11 protein-coding genes are annotated in these 19,159 nt (G+C 46.7%); all 11 read left to right on the forward strand.

Going from position 1 to position 19,159, the window contains the following annotated elements; genetic code table 11:
- Positions 1–23: 23 nt before the first annotated feature.
- The 11 genes from MKY87_RS01170 (at position 24) to MKY87_RS01220 (ending at position 19,155) form a co-directional block, all read left to right on the forward strand.
- The gene (locus MKY87_RS01170; RefSeq protein ID WP_339783757.1) at positions 24–1,844 is read left to right on the forward strand and encodes a hypothetical protein; all 1,821 of its coding nucleotides are present in this window, start codon (positions 24–26) and stop codon (positions 1,842–1,844) included.
- Positions 1,845–1,870: 26 nt separating this feature from the next.
- The gene (locus tag MKY87_RS01175; protein WP_339783756.1) at positions 1,871–5,929 is read left to right on the forward strand and encodes a hypothetical protein; all 4,059 of its coding nucleotides are present in this window, start codon (positions 1,871–1,873) and stop codon (positions 5,927–5,929) included.
- Positions 5,930–5,939: 10 nt separating this feature from the next.
- The gene (locus tag MKY87_RS01180; RefSeq protein ID WP_339783755.1) at positions 5,940–7,022 is read left to right on the forward strand and encodes a cell adhesion protein; all 1,083 of its coding nucleotides are present in this window, start codon (positions 5,940–5,942) and stop codon (positions 7,020–7,022) included.
- Positions 7,023–7,036: 14 nt separating this feature from the next.
- Complete coding sequence (locus MKY87_RS01185) at positions 7,037–7,876, forward strand: hypothetical protein (RefSeq protein WP_339783753.1); 840 nt, start codon at positions 7,037–7,039, stop codon at positions 7,874–7,876.
- Positions 7,877–7,975: 99 nt separating this feature from the next.
- Positions 7,976–9,208 (forward strand): hypothetical protein, encoded by a 1,233-nt coding sequence (locus MKY87_RS01190; RefSeq protein ID WP_339783752.1) that lies wholly within the window; start codon positions 7,976–7,978, stop codon positions 9,206–9,208.
- Positions 9,209–9,381: 173 nt separating this feature from the next.
- Positions 9,382–9,855, forward strand: coding sequence for a hypothetical protein (locus MKY87_RS01195; RefSeq protein WP_047843130.1), 474 nt, complete (start codon positions 9,382–9,384; stop codon positions 9,853–9,855).
- A 37-nt stretch (positions 9,856–9,892) separates the two neighbouring features.
- Positions 9,893–10,504: a hypothetical protein gene (locus MKY87_RS01200; RefSeq protein WP_235431570.1), complete on the forward strand. Its 612-nt coding sequence runs from the start codon at positions 9,893–9,895 to the stop codon at positions 10,502–10,504.
- 38 nt (positions 10,505–10,542) lie between these two features.
- Positions 10,543–12,579, forward strand: a complete 2,037-nt coding sequence (locus tag MKY87_RS01205) for a hypothetical protein (protein WP_340962557.1) — start codon at positions 10,543–10,545, stop codon at positions 12,577–12,579.
- Between the two features lie 18 nt (positions 12,580–12,597).
- Positions 12,598–15,516 (forward strand): LamG domain-containing protein, encoded by a 2,919-nt coding sequence (locus MKY87_RS01210; RefSeq protein WP_339783750.1) that lies wholly within the window; start codon positions 12,598–12,600, stop codon positions 15,514–15,516.
- A gap of 21 nt (positions 15,517–15,537) precedes the next feature.
- Positions 15,538–17,856 (forward strand): RCC1 domain-containing protein, encoded by a 2,319-nt coding sequence (locus MKY87_RS01215; protein WP_339783748.1) that lies wholly within the window; start codon positions 15,538–15,540, stop codon positions 17,854–17,856.
- A gap of 78 nt (positions 17,857–17,934) precedes the next feature.
- Positions 17,935–19,155: a hypothetical protein gene (locus tag MKY87_RS01220; RefSeq protein WP_339783747.1), complete on the forward strand. Its 1,221-nt coding sequence runs from the start codon at positions 17,935–17,937 to the stop codon at positions 19,153–19,155.
- Positions 19,156–19,159 lie beyond the last annotated feature (4 nt).

The raw sequence follows: 19,159 nt of genomic DNA on the forward strand, positions 1-19,159 counted from the left end.
TTCTAAACTAGAGGTGATCTATTGTGAGTTGGTTTGATGGAGATTCCACGATTCAGCTATTCCCCAAAGACCTTGAAGCGCTATTTAACTCCAAGGGATGGGATACATTCATTAAGTACCGCTCTGTATCGCAAGACGGTCTCAAGTTCGCAGAAGTCCGCTTGTTCAGGTCTCTTGGCTCGGATAATCAAATGCGTAACTTCGGCATGGTTTACGGCTACGGTAAGAAGAGTACCCCTGCATTGGGTGAGCAAGAGTTTATTTCTCAGAACTCCGTTCTTGGTGCGTTGATTAGAGATGAGACCTTGAATACCAAGTTCCAGTACCAAGTATTCCCTGTAATCGCAGACTCGGCAATTATCTATAAGAACGGTAACGTCGTGCCTTCCACGGATTACGCACTGGATGCAATGAAGGGCGTAGTTACGTTCACTTCTGCTCCTGAACCTACAGACGCAATCACATCCAACTATTCCCCATCCCCAATTGCACCACAACCAGTGAAGCGTATGTACTTCTTCACATTTGATGACGTGCGGGGCGAACGTATTGTACAAGGCGTAAGTGGTACTGTAGTAATCGGAGACCCTGAATCCATTTTACCTGATGGTGACGGAACTAAGAAATTGTTCCCAATCCCTACTGTAGCAACGATTAAACCTGACACTGTTCGGGTTTATGTAAATCAGGTCGAACAAGCCGCAACTAATTACACAGTTGACTACACTAATAATACTGTAACGTTCATTGGAAAAGCACCGGACGCAGGGGCAGAACTTCACGCATCTTACGTGAAAATTCTGAACGCCACAGGAACACAAACCCTGAACTACGGTGATATTATGGTTAAGAACTTTGACCCTGATAAACCTACCGACCTGATGAACGCTGTGTACTCGTCCATTTACTACATCTATCCGTCCTTGCCAACGGCTCTGTCCTTCACTCCGTTGCAGAACTTTGATAGAGGATGGCAACGCGACAGCACGATGTACTTTTGGGGGAATGTGACCAAAGACCGCATTGTAATGTTCTTCCGTCCAGACCCAACTCCGGGCGCAGAGAACACGTACTTCGCTCCATTGTACATCGGGCGGCTGACGACCCTCGGTAAAGCCCCTCGTAAGAACAACGTCATTATCTCCGGTTGCCGTGAAGCCGATGAAGTTGTTTGGAAAAAGGACATGAAGTTGGGTGCAGTTTACGTGGACTACGGAAACAACACTTCCAACGGAAACCGTGGAGTACAGTTACAGCAGTCTATTGGTGGTACGTACTACCAACAGCATTACCTCGCATTCATTACGCACGATAAGAGCATTGATGCGGGCGAAACCCGATTTAACCCATCGGTATATAGTGGCAAGTACCACATTTCTCCGATGTACATTGTTCACCCGAATGATGGCTTTGTAGGCAAGCTGGATGAGTGTTATGCCGTCCACCCTAAGAACATTTCTCAGTTGGATGAACTCGAAGTAGTTGAGACTTCTGACCATGAGGAATTGGGCAAGGGCAACGGAGTAAACAAAGTCTTCCACATGGCTCACTCGCCATCCCTGAAGGATGACGGTACGCCGTTCAAGCTTGAGGTTCAGGTGGATTGTGTAGACCAAACGCTCGGCACGGACTACACGGTTGATATCGAGACGAAGACAATCAGTTTCCTTGAGGGTAAAGAACCTGCGGCTGAAGCGGAAGTTCTTGCCACTTACGAGTACAAGCAACTGTACCGCTACACTTTGGCAGACACACCTGTTAGCCCGTTCACTCTAGCTAACATGTCACCGTTTGCTCCAATTGGCCTAGGCATCCTAAAAGAAACGCTTAAAAAGAACTCGTAATCTATAGTATGGGAGGTTGGCGGTGAATGATGAACGGTAAGAAATCTTACCTAATCAGCTTCACCGCCCTTTTTTCTAAAAGGGGCTATGAACTGAAAATTGGGTTTGAACAAATTATCAATGCTAAGAATCAATATCACCTGACCGCTCCCGTTAACAGTACCTATAAGACATTGATTGAGGATACCATGAAGAACGCAAACAAAGCCCCTCACTCGGCTACCGGATTATTCGGGCGGCTAGGGAGTGCTGAGTACATCACTCAGTATGACGGCTTTGAAGTAGAGACTGTAGTAGCTTCTATCGTATCGTACCTGTCAGGCATCCATAAGTATTTTAACGGCGAAACAGTCACAGACGGAACAACAGATGGACAGCAGGATGCACGTAGGCTTGAGCAGATACTTGAAGCTGAAGGTGCGGCGGTAAGTGAAGGCAGTCGGATAGACAAATTTTCACACCTTGAAGAACTGGCTTCCGGTGATCTTTATGACGTTAAGGTCTCCGTTGCAGAAGGTAATAGGGTTTCCATTTCCCTGTCCAACAAACAAAGTGTAATACACGCGCTCGAATCCACCGTATCCGGTATCTCACAAGACACTCAGATGGGCGGAATTGAATCCGCAGAGAACGGTGTCCGGTTGAATGCTGAAGAAGGACGGGCGGTACTTTCCAACATCGTCCGCAGTATCTTAGATGGGGAGATGGCTTTAACCAGCGTAGCTACCCATAACCCTGACATTAGCGTGGTAGGGGAACTACACTATACGGAAATAGGTGAGGTTGGGTTTGACAGAGCTGTCAGTGATTCTTATCCATTGGAGTATGCAGTCCTTGTAAGTGAGGGTAGTGAGCAAGGGTATGAACTCGCAGAGATAGCCGTAAAGGGATCTTCTCTAGAAGTTTACGTACTTACGGATACTCGACAGGAGGGTACTCTTGAGGGCAGGGAGGAAGCAAGACAGCTGGAAGTCACGGAGGATGCTTTCGTTTCTCGGACAGAGACAGGACATTTGGATATGGTATTTGATGCTCAGACAGGAACACCTGTTTTCGCTGAAAAGAGGAATGAAGCAGAACTTACGCTTACCACGGTAGCCGACACATACGGCGGCGGTGAAGCTGAGATGAATGAACACGTACTGGCAGAGACCCTTTACAACGAACCAACCATCTTGAGTGAGTATGTGATGGTGGACACGAATAAGGACGTAGACCTTCAGCCTTTTACTGAGGTTCATACTTACCAGAACGCCGATGCTCAGGAGTTCATTCAGACGGATACAGTTATGCAAGCAAGCCAGCAGGATGACGTAAGAGGTGAGTTGATTCAGTCTGTTTACGATGGTCAAGTGGAAAGGGTCTTGGTACAGGGAGAGAACGTACAGGATGCCGCAATGCAGGAGAGTTTGATGTACGACACTTTAGTCAATACACAGACGGACGAGCAGACCACCGCTGTTACCTACGAGAACGGGCACAGCCTCGAATTCTTATCCAAGGCAACCTCTCAGGTGAAGGACGCTAGAATTGAATCTACTCAGTCTGTGGACACAAGTGTCTCAGCAGATATGCAGGAGTTCCTGACCTACGATACAAGGCAGGACAGTGAACTTGAGACGTTCACTAGAGCGGAAAGTTGGGCTAACTCACTGCTCTTGATTGACCGGACGGTGACGGCTGACACAGAGCAAGAGGGCAGGCAGTCACTCGAACTGGAAAGCGGTAAGATTGAGATGGAGTATATGGCGGGCGTTGAAAGTTTAGACCAATCATACTACTTCGCTAAGCACATCACCAATTCCTCATTTTCAAGCTCAGATAGTGTCAAGGATGCCACTGAGAGCCTTCTTGTAACTGTAGAGTACACTTCGGACACGGCTAAAGCAGGAAGCCTTACAGACGCTTCTAGCGCTATTGGAGACAACGAAGGTTACCTCAAACTGGTATCCCAAGGAAGCGCCGTACAGGAATACAACGCTGACATTGACGATTTTACGGATGTTACGTATGTGAGCGGTGACGGGGCTATCCAGCTTATCAGTGACGCAGAAGTTTACGTGGGCGGCGACCCACTGGTTGATAGATTCATAGAAGCTACCGATAAGAGTGACAAAATGGATGCAGAATTCGAAGAGTGGACGGTAGCTGGCATGTCGAAGCGCATACAGGCAGAGGTAGAATCCCTTTATACGTTCGAGCAGATTCGGGAAGCGATTGCAGAATCGCCTGAAATACTGAAGGCGGTGCGACTCATGGAAATTATGTACGGCTCAAAAGCGGTAGATTTGATTGAAGCAGGGATGGAGAACATCATCCAAGATAGCATCACTCAAGGTTTCACACAAGCTGATTTCCCTGCCATTACGCAGACGGTAATCGAGAAGCTGAAACAGGCGGGGGCAGGGGTTACGGTTATTGCTTCCAATCAGGAAGAGGTGCACGTCGAACACAACAAGGGGGCAGACCTGAAAGCAGAGTCTCCGACGACCGGACGGTACGTAGTAGAACCGGAGGGCACGATGCCGCAGGGAATTTCAGGTGCTTCCTTATCGGACTTCAAGCAGACTGCAAACATTACTGAAATAAGCAGGGCAATTGCGGAAGCCAACAAGCACATCGGAGTCATTCAAGGACTGGACAAGGCAGATCAGAAGACCTTCGGTGAAGGTGTTAAGGAGACAGGGCTCACTGCGGCAGAGACCGACATTACAAGGGACGGTGTAGTTCACTTACCTGAGACGGCGTTATCTAACCCTACTGCTGAAGGTGTAGGTACAAAGCTTGAGACAGGTTTGGCGGGCATGGGATATGAAGGTGAGGTAGAAAGACCGGACACAGCCAACCAAGTAACAAGTGTAGAGGCTATCAAGCAGGACATCGAGTCCGCCGCACAGTCTGACAGCAAGCATGTAAGCTATAAACACAAGACTGAGATAGCGTTATCTAACCCTACTGCTGAAGGTGTAGGTACAAAGCTTGAGATAGGTTTGGCGGGCATGGGGTATGAAGGCGAGCTAGAAAGACCGGACACAGCCAACCAAGTAACAAGTGTAGAGGGCATCAAGCAGGATATGGAGTCCGCCGCACAGTCTGACAGCAAGCATGTAAGCTATAAACACAAGACTGAGACAGCGTTTAATGGTACAGGTGTGGACGGTGTGTGGCACGGCATTAGTTTGGGCGAACAACGGACAGACAGGGATGCAGTGACCCATGAAATCGAAGGCGCTCGAATCAGTGACGGAAACTCACCTACAGCTATTCAGGAGTTGGAGGATGCTTGGCATAGCGATGTTGCGAAGGAGACTGTTCTTTACGAAGAACACACAGCAATGTTTACGGACAAAGGGTATGAAGCAGTGGAGTCCAAGCTAGAAGGGGCTACCAGCGGCAAGTCTAATGACGCATTTGTGGTGGGTATAGAAGGAGCAACTTCCTTTATTTCCGAAGAAGCTGTGGTTCATCAAGGAGAATCAGCCCAATACCATGACGGCTCGACAATGGGCGTTATTCATGAGGGTGAATCGGCTAATATTGATGATAGCAGTAAAGTTGGAACTATCTCGGAAATGGGGACAGCAACAACGACAACCAATGCTGAAGCAGTCACCCATGAGTTGGAGGGAGCGGTAAGCGGTAAGGATACGGGTGCCTTTATTCAGGCAGGAGAACTCGCTGAGCACATCTCACATCAAGACCTTGCAGTCATTGAGGATTTGGAGTCAGGGGTACGGAAGAGGTTGCAACTTGAGACTGATATCCAAGACGACTCCAAAGTGACGAATCACCGTGAGCCTATCGAGACGCATATCAGCGAACCGGAAGAAGCCGCTAGACCTACTAAGGCGATTGAGGTGGGAATTGAAAAACCGGAGAAAGTCGACAGACCTAAGCTTGTTCTTGAGGTCGATATCGAGCAATCAGAAGGTGCAGAACGACCTAAACGTGTAATCGAGACGACAATTGAGAAATCTGAGGGGGGTATTCTCAAGACACCTGAAGAACCGAAGAAACCTCGCATCTGGCTCATTATCGGTAAGATAGCTTCTTGGAGCATCTGGAACTGGAAGAAAACAAGGTAGGTGATAATAATTGGGAATCTATAAGAAGTCGAGTGGCTTAATCTTCGATGACAGGTTCGATAGCGGGAGTATTCATTCCCGCTATACCCTTTCACCTAGTGATGCTGTTTCAATCGACAATGCTTTAGGTCAGGTCATCATTCCGCACACTGAAAGCGACACTTCTATTATGTTCGATGTTCCTGAAGAGCAGACTGTGCTAATGGAAGTGACCGCTGACTACGTGCCGACAGAACTGTTAGATGAAGGCGGTATTATCATCTGGCAGGACGGATACCATCGATTGGAGTTTCTTGAGAGTAAAGACACAACCATTAGGGAGTATAGCCGTTGGCGGGCACTAAAGAAAGCAAATAAGTGGACATTCTATGCCCATCGCGGTAGTGGGTGGGAGATATTCGATACTGCTCCTATGGTCGCTGAGAAGATGGGTGTCATCCTAAAGAATAGGGAACAAACTAACTTCGACACTCTGAACCTCGATAGGATGGTTGTCTGCAAGAGCGACAAAATTACGATAGGCAACTTACCTACGGGGTACTCAGTTTACCTCTGTGACCCTGACGGCAATTCAGTGGCTTCAGCGGTGGTTGAGCCTAACTGGACAGGCTGTGAGATTGAACTGCCCTTGATGCCCTATAACGGGATTATCAGGGTTTACGATACGCAAGGTACGCTCCTATCAAGTCTCGGCGCATTCGATATCTACGGTGGCGACATTTACCTGTTTGGCACTGAACTAAAGGTTATCTGGAATGGTAAGGAACTTAACAAGGAGACCGACACGTATCTTGGCACGATGTATGAAAATCAGATTCTCGTTCAGATGTTACTACAGAACCCTTCCAAGGAGAAACCTGCAAACACCATATCGCTTGGCATCCTAAAGTATATGGAGACGTTCGGGTACGAGTGGGCAGACATTTGCCATGATGACGGGGCAGACACGCCGACAGAGGAGTTCTCGAAGCTTCTAGATATGGGCAGTTTACCACCTCTTGGAGAACGAAAGTTCTGGATGAAAGTTGAGAGGATGGAAGACCGTTTCCAGATTAAACCCCTGCACTTTATTCTGGACATTAACCATACGTAAGGAGGTGAGCGTAAATGGCAGGAACGAAGATGACCCTTCGCCGCTACGGGAGCGGTGAGTTTCAGTATTGGGATGAACAGGAAATCATCGTAGACGAACAGTACCTTTTATTAGAGCGTGGGTTGTTCATCTACCTTGACCACGAATACCGGATGGGCACGAAGCAGTTAGACGTGTACTTTAACGGAGCACACTTGCTAGAAGGCGGCGGCTACGAAGAGATTGACCCGACAACTATCCGGTTGGACTTAGGGACGTATGAAGGAGACACACCCCTTGCTGGACTTCCTGTACAGCTTCAGGTGGGCGATGAAATCCTTATCCGTACATGGAAGCCTGAATACCGTCAGGGCAACGGGAACATTGATGAACTCAGGTTCTTGACTCTGGAAGAAGAGATACGGAAAGCAAGGCAATACAAGGACGCTGACGCACCTCATTCCAGCCTTGATGAACGTCTCGATTTTATTGAGCGGCGGGTAGAATCCAAGACAATGGTATTCTTCCTGAGTCGGGTGTTTGACGGAGTAGCCAAGCTAGTCATGCGCTTCCCGTATGAGGGAGATATCACTGAGGTTTACGCTTCCACATCACGTGAGGGAGACGCTGACACTATCTTCCAAATTGAGAAGTGTTCTCAGGAAAGTTACGACAGTTTGAACCCAACATGGGAGACAATCTTCCACAGCAATCTCGTGGTAGATGGGAACGAGCGTTCCAGTAGAACGTCAGACAGACCTTACGCTGTATCCGTTCCTAGAATCAACAAGGATGACCATTTCCGTATCAACGTGGTCGAACGTGGAGAAGGCATTGAGGGTGTAACAATAGAACTGGTAGTGCGGTTAGGATAGTTCCACAGTTTACCAAACCCACAGTAAAATATTGGACTACTTGCTTATAATGTATGTGCGGTAAAGAGCCGCAAGATCGTAAAGGAGAGGTGAATAAATATGGCAGGAACTAGGGGTATTGCTAGATTCCGTGGTGAACAGTTGAACAACAAGTTGATGCGTAATAACCACTTCGATGTTGCCAACAAAATCAATGAGCAATATTTGGATATTGATTTCCACGCACACCGTGAATCCCTTGAAAATACCAAAATCGACGTGTTCGTTCAAAAGAATGATGTAGCTGTAGGTGTGGGGCTGAACTCCATCGCAATCACGCCCGACATTCTAAACACTAACGTAGCAGTTGACTCCAACACTGAGGGTACTGTTGTCGGCAACGTAATCGAACTACGTAAGAATGGCACACAAGACTTCCCGTTTATTGATGAAGACGGAGATAGAGTTTACGGTAAAGTACGTGAAGATGCAGGAGATTTCTACCTTGACTTCTTCAGTGAAGTTGCAGGAGTAGAGGCCCCTTACACATTCGTAGATGCGGTAACATTCGACTACAAGTACATTACCCGTACTAACCTGTCTGTAATTCCTGTTGATGCTATTGTTAGTGGCGGGGCAGGTCTCGTAGCAGATGCCGTCGATGCTAAAGCCTACATGAACCTTAACCAGTTGATGAAGGACATTTACGGTGGCGGTGGCACTCTGGACAATGACGGTAACGCTAACCTCGCTACTAGCATTGTACAGCAAATTGCCAACGAGATTCAAGCACGTACTGAAGCTGATACAGCTATCCGTAACGACTTGGCATCCACTGCGGCGGCTAAAGGTGCGAGCCTTGTTGGGGTAGTCGTTGACCCTAACTACGATGGTGCAAACGTTCAGGCTGTACTGGCTGACCTTGCACAGCGTTTGGTAGAAGTTGAGACGCTGACTGTGGGCATCGCTAACCGTGATTCTGACTCTGCCAATGGCTACTTCAAGGCGGGAAACTTCGGCACGGCTGAGGGTCGTATCGTTGACCTTGAGACTGCCGCTGATGCTGAGTTTAAGGCTCAAACTGACCGCTTGGTGAAACTTGAAACTGAAGATGAAGAAGAAGTGTTTGAAGCGGCGGGCGGTGAGACTGAGTACGTGTTCCTTAACGGCTTGGCTAAACCTAAGACTGTCCTTCTGTCCATCAACGGTCAAGTACAGACACCTACCATCAACTTCGAGTACCTTGTAGACGGTAATGGCGCAATCCGTGGTGTAAAATTCGCACCTGAGACGTTGAAGATCACTGACGGAATCCCTGATGTACTGTACGTCAAGTACAAGAAGATTCTCTAGTAACTAGACCCCTTTATCGGGGTCTTTTTATTTGCCCCGAACCTAACTATAAAACGACTAATATAGTAGTGTACTTTACACGGCAATTGTTAAGGTTTCACCTGACCAACCTATATTGTCTATAGCTTGACAAGAACAAAGTCGAGAACTAAGCAATTAAGGGAGGAAATACAATGCCAGCACCAATAGTTTCTTGGTACACGTCCGATAACTCTTCGCAAGTAACTCAGTGGGATATCGGTACAGTTGACGCAGGTTCGTTGTCCACTACCTTTACGGTACTGATTTGGAATAACCGTGGCGGCTCGTCCGCAGTATCCGATATGCAGAACTGCACAATCACAACTAAGGATAGTTCGGGTGGTAACACGGGTGAACTTGTAACAAACACTTGGATTGAAGTTAAAGTGGATTCTCTATCCGAATCCACGTTTACTGCTATCGGCGGCACAGTCACGAAAGATATTCGTGCTACGAAGTCTGACACTCCTGCGAAAACAATCAAAGGAGCGGCAAATGACGGTAACATTAATACTGCTAACACAACGGCAAACTTATCGAAGGTAACTCTTCGTGCCAACGTACCACCAACAGCTACAGCAGGATTAGTAACATTCCTGACACGTGTGTCTTACCAGTACGTGTAAACATTGACTTCAATACAATGAAGGAGGAATTCATAACATGCTTTCGATTTTCAATGAACACAGCGGGATCTCTCCTGTAGGACAAGACTTCGTGTGGGTGGGTGAGTACATAGATGGTACTTACCTATCCGAATTCGACCTTACAACCAAGGAAGAGAACAGTTTCTACGATATTGATCGCGATCGGTTGGTTCGATTTGGCGTTATCGGTCACGGTAATAAATTTTTCTTCGAGAATGACGGTGTGTTCAACCTCGGTGGCTCGGGAATAGAAGTTATCTACAAGGACGGGGAAAGAGAGTACAACCTTACCGGTCACGCTGGAAAGTTTCACGATATCATCACCTACAAAGATGCGGAGTCTTCTGTGAACTTTGCTGTGGGTCAGGGCGGAACTGTCGCTGACACTACAATTACCCAATTTAACTTTGGATACAAGTCTTTGATTGAGATTGACGGAGTAACCTTCCAGTTTAAAGCTACTTGCAGAATTCCATTCGGTGAGCCGATGTATATCAACTTCTGGCTTGTAGCAGATCAACAGCTTAACGGTGTGCTTCTAATCAAGAAGAACAACCGAATTGCCACAGAACTCAAAGCACCACTAAGAAAAGGCGTGGGCGGCGAAGTTAATTTCGGACTGTCTTGAACCTAAGACAGTCTTTTTCTATATAAGGAGGAACGTCCATGCCGTATAAAATAGGAAATCTAGTGTTCACAGGACAAGCCGCATCGCAGACGGTGAATGGCTCTGTGGCTGATGTTATGGTCGGAGATAAATACCTATACGTTGCTTCATATAACTTGAACACCGTATATGTTTACAATAAAAATGCTGACGGAACTTTTGGTTCTTTAGTCAGGAGCTTAAATTGGGTCGCAAATGACAGTTACGTCCAATATATTTGTGCAAGCGGAAGTTCAGTGCCTTATGGTTATGCCGTTTACACTAAAGACGGGCAAGATTACCTTGTCGGTTGGTCTTCTAGTCACGCTTTACTGTTCGAGTGGACTATTAGGCAGTCCGACCAAGTGGTTGTAAGCCGTACTCAGTATGCTGCCCCTACCACAATGGGTTCATATGGTCGTGGTGGTTGGGACGGAAGGGACGCTGTTTGGTTCTGGAACAGGAATGACATGAGCATATATAAGTGGGATTTGAATAACAAGACTGGTGGGTTGACCAAGGTTGTTGGCATACAAGGTAGCGGTTATGCTCTTGACTCAAGTTACACAGGGAGCGGTCTCTTAGTGGATGGAAATTACGCTTATTGGGGTTCTGGCTCGAACGAAGCTGACGGGTTTCTTGGGTGCTTTAGCTTGTCCAACGGTTCGTTAGCAGAGTCTATCATGAAAAGTGGTAATCTATCAAGCTTCGGAGTCACTGCTATTTCGGGAAACACGGGGTGCATCCAGATAAACCCTACCAACAGAGGTGTAGCGTACTACTTTACCTTCAGTAACACAGTTAAGACCTTATTCCTTACTAACTTAGTTGTATCTAATACTACAATCCCTACCACTGCACATGACGACTTTGATATCCAGTTTGATATCTCCCTTGAAACATTAGGTAGTGCGTCCTCAGCCACGTTCCGTGCATTGATAAATGGGACGGTAATTAAGCCTTTCGCAACTTTATTTCCACTTCCAGTGACTAATAATACTGTAACAGTCCCAATTTCCAAAATGGTCTTGGGGGATAACACCTTAACGTTGGAACTTAAGGATAATTACGGTGGAGTATCAACAAAGACCTTCATCATCACGGTGACGAATAACCAACCTATAGTCGTAACCAGCGTTTCAAGATCAACTACGCACGTGGATAACGTAATCTTTGAAGCCTATGTAAAGGACGAACCCACCGACCTCATGACTTACAGGGTATTGCTAAATGACATTGTGGTTAATGACTGGACAGTATCAGGTTACAACTCCCCACTGACTGTTCGGCGCTCGTTCAGGGCTGACCAATTAAACATCGGTAGCAACACGATTACTATTGAAGTGAAGGATAACTACAAGACCAATACTGAAATTGTATCAGGCACAATTACGGTGACAAAGGTGAACACAAAACCTGAGTTGACGGTGGCCATGAAAGGAAACACACTTAACATACTCATGCAGGACGCTGACGGAGATATGGTTAGGTTTAGAGTTCTGCTAAATGGTGAACAGGTTATCCCTGAGTCCGGTTACTCTGCCCCGTTCCCTTCACCTTTAGCTGTTACGTACACCTTACCCAAGAAGAAAATCATCACTAACCAAGTTAATACAGTGAAGGTTGAGGTAATCGACTCGGCGGGAGACATATCAGAGTGGTCTTCGACAGGAGTACTAGGGTACAGTGGACTGATGTTTAAGGATGCTTCTAGCAACTTCTATACTACAGACTTCGGGGTTATGCTCAAGCATCTGGATGTTGGAGTCCTTTATGCTAGGGAGCAGTCAGGAATCTTTGAGTTGTTCGTAGAGAATACGCTCGGATATCCTGTAAAGAATGTCAAGATTAAACCGTTACAGGGAGACCTTCACCCAATCAACGAGAAGGTTGAGGTCAGCATTAGCAATGCACCATTCGCTCCTGAGAGTGAACTGCTTTACCCTGACACCTACGACACAGGAGACACGCTTAAGTTCTATGTCCGTCTGACAATGAACGACTTGGCGGTGGGTGGAGGTAACTTCAAGATTAGAGTAACAGGCAATGCCCTGTAAGAAAGGGAGGTCAATACAATGGCTAATCATAAAAACAACCGCCTAATTGTAGATTCTACGGGCGTGAACCGCACAGCGGGCGCTCAAAACACTGTAGAGTTTTGGATGTTCTGGCGGGGAGATGATGGGCAGATGCCCTTCGGCTTTGACAACTACGACATTTACTTAGTGTCTGGAAGCTTAGGAATCAACACAAATAATAGTGATGTTATTGGGATAGCAAGCAGTGGTTTAGCGAATAAGTGGGTACATGTGACGGCTGTCTTCTATAACGGAGTACCTAATGCATCAAACCTGGAAATTTATATTAACGGGGTCAAGCAGACGATAGCACAGCGCCTTGGTAGTTCACGCTCAATGACTGTAAGCAACTCAGCGGCGTTTGGTGGGTGGTCTCTGAGCACTTCTTACCAGTTTAACGGATATATTCGTAACGCCCGTATTTGGAATAGGAAGCTGTCTGCATCTGAGGTAACAACCGTAATGAACACGGCGGGGGCTGTACCCACAGGGAATGGACTCGTCGGACAGTGGTACACAACCTCCATCGAGAACGTAGCACCTCAGTACGATTACGCCTTTGCGAGTGGATACAGCAGGTTCGACCCCGTTGGTCTTCTTACACCTAACACGACATATCCCTTTGATGACAACGGAGACCCCTACGCAGGTTTTACGTATCAGTGGGACGTTCCGATTCGCTTTACTAAGCTCAGATTTAAATCGCACCCAAGTTACCCAATTAAAGGGGTGTCCATATATGTAGATAACGTGAGAGTCGTCACTAACTTAACCATCACAAACACTTGGTACGAAGCGAGTGGTAACTGGTATGGAAGTACCGTGACTCTTGTAAGGACAGGTACGGGAGACCAAACCATACAGCAGGTAGAGTTTTACGGGGATGTGCTGAATAAGGATTATTCTTTGAATGTAACCAAGGTCGGTGAAATACCTGCTTGGTACGTATACAACATGCAGATGGTACAGATTGATAACACGTTGGATGTTATCGGTGACACAGGACACGGAGGTAACGACATATGGCACATGGTCAGAACTGCTACTGTGGGCGGGTCAGTAAGCTACGTAAGAAATTACCAGCTAACTGGTATGCAATATACTACTACGCATCCTGACTGCTATGATTACAACCCTTGGAACGACCACCTGTACATTATCCATGACGAAGACCCTTATACCATGTACAAGTACCGTATTAATAAGCCAAGTATGAACTGGAATCTGACCTACACTGCGAAGTACACCTTTAGTTCAAGCTTATCCAACGGCGGGGTGCTGGTAACGTGGGCAGGAACTAAGTTCGCATTCAACAAACAAACGAATGAAGGATACGCTTACCTACTCGCTAACGGTCTTGGTCAAGGGACTACGGCTAAATTGTACAAGATCAAGCTGGACACTCCCAATGCTATACCAGAGTTTGTCGTAGATATTCCTTGGTATGCTCCAAACAACTTAGTTAGTTTCGCTGTCACGGACGAGTACGTATTTCTTCCGTTATCCGGCGGGGTACGTCTAGGGGCGTACAGTAAACGTTATGGTAATTTAGCTAACTCCTACCCCATGATTGGAAATAAATTAAATAGTTACTTCAGCGCTTCCAGCTTCAACTACGGCGGGGCGACATACATTACCGCCAACGGATACCAGTACGGGCTTATTCAACTAAGTGTAAGAAACAAGCGACCTTTAATTAATGACCTGAAGGCAACACCTGCCACGCTGACACGTGAAGACTTCCGTGTTACCGCAACGATAGGGCATACGAATGACTTGCCAACCTCCTACAAGATATTTGTTAATGGGGTGGAGAAAGCCACCGTATCATCCCTTCCAGTGCCTATTACAGTCAATCACCTATTATCTAATAGGGATCTTGCTTTAGGTTCCAACACGATAACGCTGGAAGCTATAGATACGCACTCTGCTAAGGTGACGGCTGTAGCGACCGTCCTCAAGACAAACACTGACCCTTTCCTTAACATAACGGCATCTACGCTGACCTGCCATAAGGAGCACATCTCCCTTGAGATAGTCGTGTCTGACGCAGAAAAAGATAAGGCTAAGTTTCAGATTTTACTTAACGGGGTTGCTAAGTACCCCGACTCAGGAGGGTTCACTGAGAGCCTAAATACACCGTATACCTACGTATACTCACTGCGTAACAGTGACCTTCTAATTGGTGACAATACGGTTATAGTGAATGCGGTAGACGAGTACGGGGCGACAGTGAGTAAAAATTTGACCGTCAGTAAGCTAAATAAACTACCTCTAGTGGAAGCTGAAGTTAAAGGGCAGACCCTATTTGCTCACATTACTGACGATGACGGGGATGCCGTTCGTTACAAAGTCTTGATAAATGGTTCACAGGTTTACCCTCCCTCCGCTGGTGTATGGACGCAGTATATACCGACTCCCATTGACGTTCAGTTCATGATACCTAAAGAAGTTATTGTTTTCGGCAACACTCACAAGGTAGAAATCGTGATGGAAGATGACATGGGGGAGAGCAAGACTTGGCAGGAAACCACCCTGATTGACTACGCAGGTCTTATGTTCATATCTGAGGACGGTCAGTATTACTCTACTAATATCGGTGAGGTTCTGAAGTATCTTGAAGTAGGGACGATTGTGGCAGGCAACTTGTCAGGAATGTTCAAAGTTACTCTGAAGAACACCATTGGGTACGAAGTAAAGAATATCATACTGACAACGGCGCAGAAAGACCTTAATCCTACCGAAGAGGTCGTAGAGTTGAGCCTGACGGACAAACCTTTCACCGCAACTAATAGGATAGAGGTTGATTCCCTAGCCCATGCGGAGAGCGTACCTTTTTACGTAAGAATCAATGCTTCACCAAAAGCCATTGGCGGGGGAGAATTCGATGTAAGAGTCGTAGGAGACCCCGCTTAATATGCGGCTAGGAGGGAATAAATGAGTACTCAATCAGCACTGCACTCGTCGTACATTAAAAACAACGGTGACGTTTACTTTTTTGGGCATAACAGCTACGGTCAGCTAGGGTTTTCATCCTCTGCTGTTTACCCTTACCAAACAAAGGTTTCTCAACTACCTAATGTCAAAATGGTGGCTGAGGGGCACTACCACTCTGCTGTACTCCTTATGAATGGAGACCTGTATACCTTTGGGTACAGTTACTACGGTCAGCTTGGTGACGCAAGGGGGTGGAGAAACAGTAATGCGTATCCCACGCCTGTAAAGGTCATGTCCGATGTTAAGGAAGTAGCCTGTGGATACCTGCACACGGTTGTCTTAAAGAATAACGGTGACGTATACACCTTTGGTTATAATAATTACGGCAGTCTAGGTAACGGAAGCTCAAACGATAGCTACGTACCACAGAAGGTAGCCACAGGTATTCGTAGGATAGGGGCAGGGTATACTTCTTCGTTTACGATCGACCAAGAGGGTAAGCTTTATGCTACAGGGTACAACGGATACGGTGGGCTTGGTATCGCAGGGACGCAGGCTAGGTACAGCTTCACCTACGTCATGGATGATGTGCGCCAAGTGGACGGAGGTGTGTACCATACATTGTTCCTGAAGAATGATGGTTCGGTGTGGGGAGCAGGGTACAACTATCATGGTCAAACAGGCAGAGCCACAGGTAACAGTACAAGTAACGCCTACCCGACACCTCACAAGATTATGGATAATTGTCGCTCAGTCACTTGCGGCGGGTACTTCTCAGGAATTGTGACAAATGAAGGTAAGTTGTATACCTTCGGTAATGACGATTACGGTCAGCTAGGCAGAGGGTTCGTAGGGGGTAGTATAAATCCAACACCTACATTGGTGGCGGCAAACACCAAGCAGGTAGCTATGGGTTACTATCATACTATGGCGCTGGACTACGAAGGTAATGTCCGGTCTGTAGGTTACAACCATTATGGGATGTTAGGTACTACTGTAAATAACAACAGCGGTAATGGTGTAGTTGCGTGGCAGAACGTGACAAACGATGTTAGACGGCTCATGGGCGGTGGTGAAATCGCCTTTGAGTTCTCTGCCACCAGCGTTACGAAGGAGTTCCACAAGGAAGACTTCCAGCTAGTCGTCACAATTGACCACGTACAACATGACCTCATATCATACAGGGTGTTAGTAAATGGTACGCAGAGATTCCCTTCGAGTGGATGGACTTCTCCACAGTTACCTGATTTCATGCTTACTAAAGACCTGTCCCATACTTACTTTGACTTGGGCGGCAACTCTGTAATGCTGGAAGTCAGGGATACGACAGGAATGACTGATGCCATTACGTGGACGACAACCAAGACTAACATTGCCCCCACTGCTTCCCCTGAACTGTCTGCCGTTCAGATTCACAAGGACAACATCATGATTGGCGGAACAGTGTCCGACCCTGAAGGTGATAAAGTACAGTACCGTGTGCTCCTGAACAATGTTCAGAAATACCCGATTACTAGCTTTACAGAACTTGAGCCGTCACCTGCAACAATCGGCTTGGTCATCAACAACGCAGACTTCAACGTGGGGGCTAACACCCTGAAGATTGAAGTAAAAGATGACTTAGGTTCATTGACGACTTGGACGCAGGTAATCATTAAGACAAACACTGCCCCTACGATAACAGGGACGGTAAAGGGTAACTTCCTTAACGCCACAGTTAATGACTCAGATATCGACAAGGTACAGTACAGGCTGACGTTAAACGGAGAACAGCTATACCCGCAGGATGGTTATACCGGATACAACGCGGTACCTCTAAGCATTCAATACACCATTCCGAAGACTAAGGTCAAAAATGGTGTTAACAACGTACTCAGAGTTGACACGTTGGATGAATTGGGCGGGGCTAGGTCGCTGGATATCACTTTCGTAGGTATCCTATCAGGATTGATGTTCTGCGATGCCGCTGAGTCATTCTACTCGGATGACTTCGGAGAGGTAATTAAGTACCTCGACTTCGGTACAATCGTTGCAGGGCAGACCACAGCGGCAGAGAGGGTGTTTGTAAAGAATACTCTAGGCTATCCGGTAGAGAATGTCCGGTTGACAGTAGACCAGCGAGAACTTGACGGTACGAACGCTAAAGCAGAGGTAAGTAAGCTAGACGCTCCTTTCGATCCGCTTGACAAATTGACCTACGTGGAGCAGTTAGAGCATAATGCGAAGATTAGCTTTTATGTTCGCATAGCCGCCAACCGTCAATCCATGTGGGGCGGCATGTTTGATATCCTTGTCAAAGCTGACCCAAGCAAAAGCTAAAATGCGCCCTTGCTATCTTATAATGATGGTAAGGGCTTTTCATATGTAATTACAATTCCACTCAGAGGTGATTTTATAATGGCTAATGGAGTTTATAAGGGAGGCACAGGAACAGCGAACGACCCTTATCTGATTGAAGATGGGTACGACCTGTTTGAGTTCTTGAGCAAGGTAGGTACTATTAACACATCCAAGTGTGCACAGCTAGTTAATGACATTGACCTTAATATCGCCCCTTACAATACAGGTCTTGGGTTTTATCTTGGGCATACAACAGCCTTTCTTGGTACGTTCGATGGGGATGGGTACGTAATCAGCAACTACTTCAACCGACAGGCTACCAATTACGGGGGCTTGTTTCCTCAGGTTGGGGCAACCGCAGTAGTTAAAAACTTCGGTATGGTAAACGTAGATATACAAACAACGGGCGTAGCTTATATGGCGGCTGTGGCAGGGTCAATGACTGTGGCGGGAGCGCTGATTGAGAACGTATATGTCAGTGGGGGTAAGTTTTACGTGGGCGGCTATTCCGGTCTGATTTTAGGGAGTATGTCGAATGGTACAATTCGCAACGTTTACTCGCTCAATGTCGATATCAAGCAGTATTCCAACTACGTAGGCGGTATCGTAGGAAGTATATCTTCAGCCAACCCTCAATGCTATAGTTCGTGGGCTTCCAATACTATATCCTATAATTCCAATAACTCTTATTTGGGAGGGTTTGCAGGAGGCTGGACGAACAGTGTCCCGATGAATATTATTAACTGCTATTACAGCACAAGAATGAACTATGCAGGGTATAACGGAAACCTTGCCTTAGCTGTTACGGAGACGCAACTCAAAGACCCTTCTTATATGTACAACCTGAATGCTAACCAGACAACAAGCGTAAATACGTTTTGGGTTCTTCGTCCGGTATCCTACCCTGCTTTGTGGTTTGAAGACTTCATGTCGTTCCTCCTACTTGACGCAGGTAAGCCGATTACAAACTTGGACTTTGGGGCAGTGCTTGAGGGCGGCAACTCCCCCACTAAGAAGGTCAGGCTAAAGAATGGGTATAAGTACCAAATAAAAAGTATTAATGTAGGTTGGGCAAGGGCGGCAGGGGTGTCAGATAAGACAGAACTTCAGCTTAGTTTGGATGGGACATTCACTGACAATGCCAACCCACTTTCCTTGAACGGGTTAAGTATCCTACGTGGTAGAGAGTTTGACTTGTACGCTAGAGTAAAGACCTATGATGGGGTAACTGGTGCAGGGCAGTTCGATATAACCGTAACAGTGACTTCGGCAGAGTAATGGG

It is taken from the genome of Paenibacillus sp. FSL R7-0198 (assembly GCF_038000415.1).
GTDB lineage: Bacteria > Bacillota > Bacilli > Paenibacillales > Paenibacillaceae > Paenibacillus.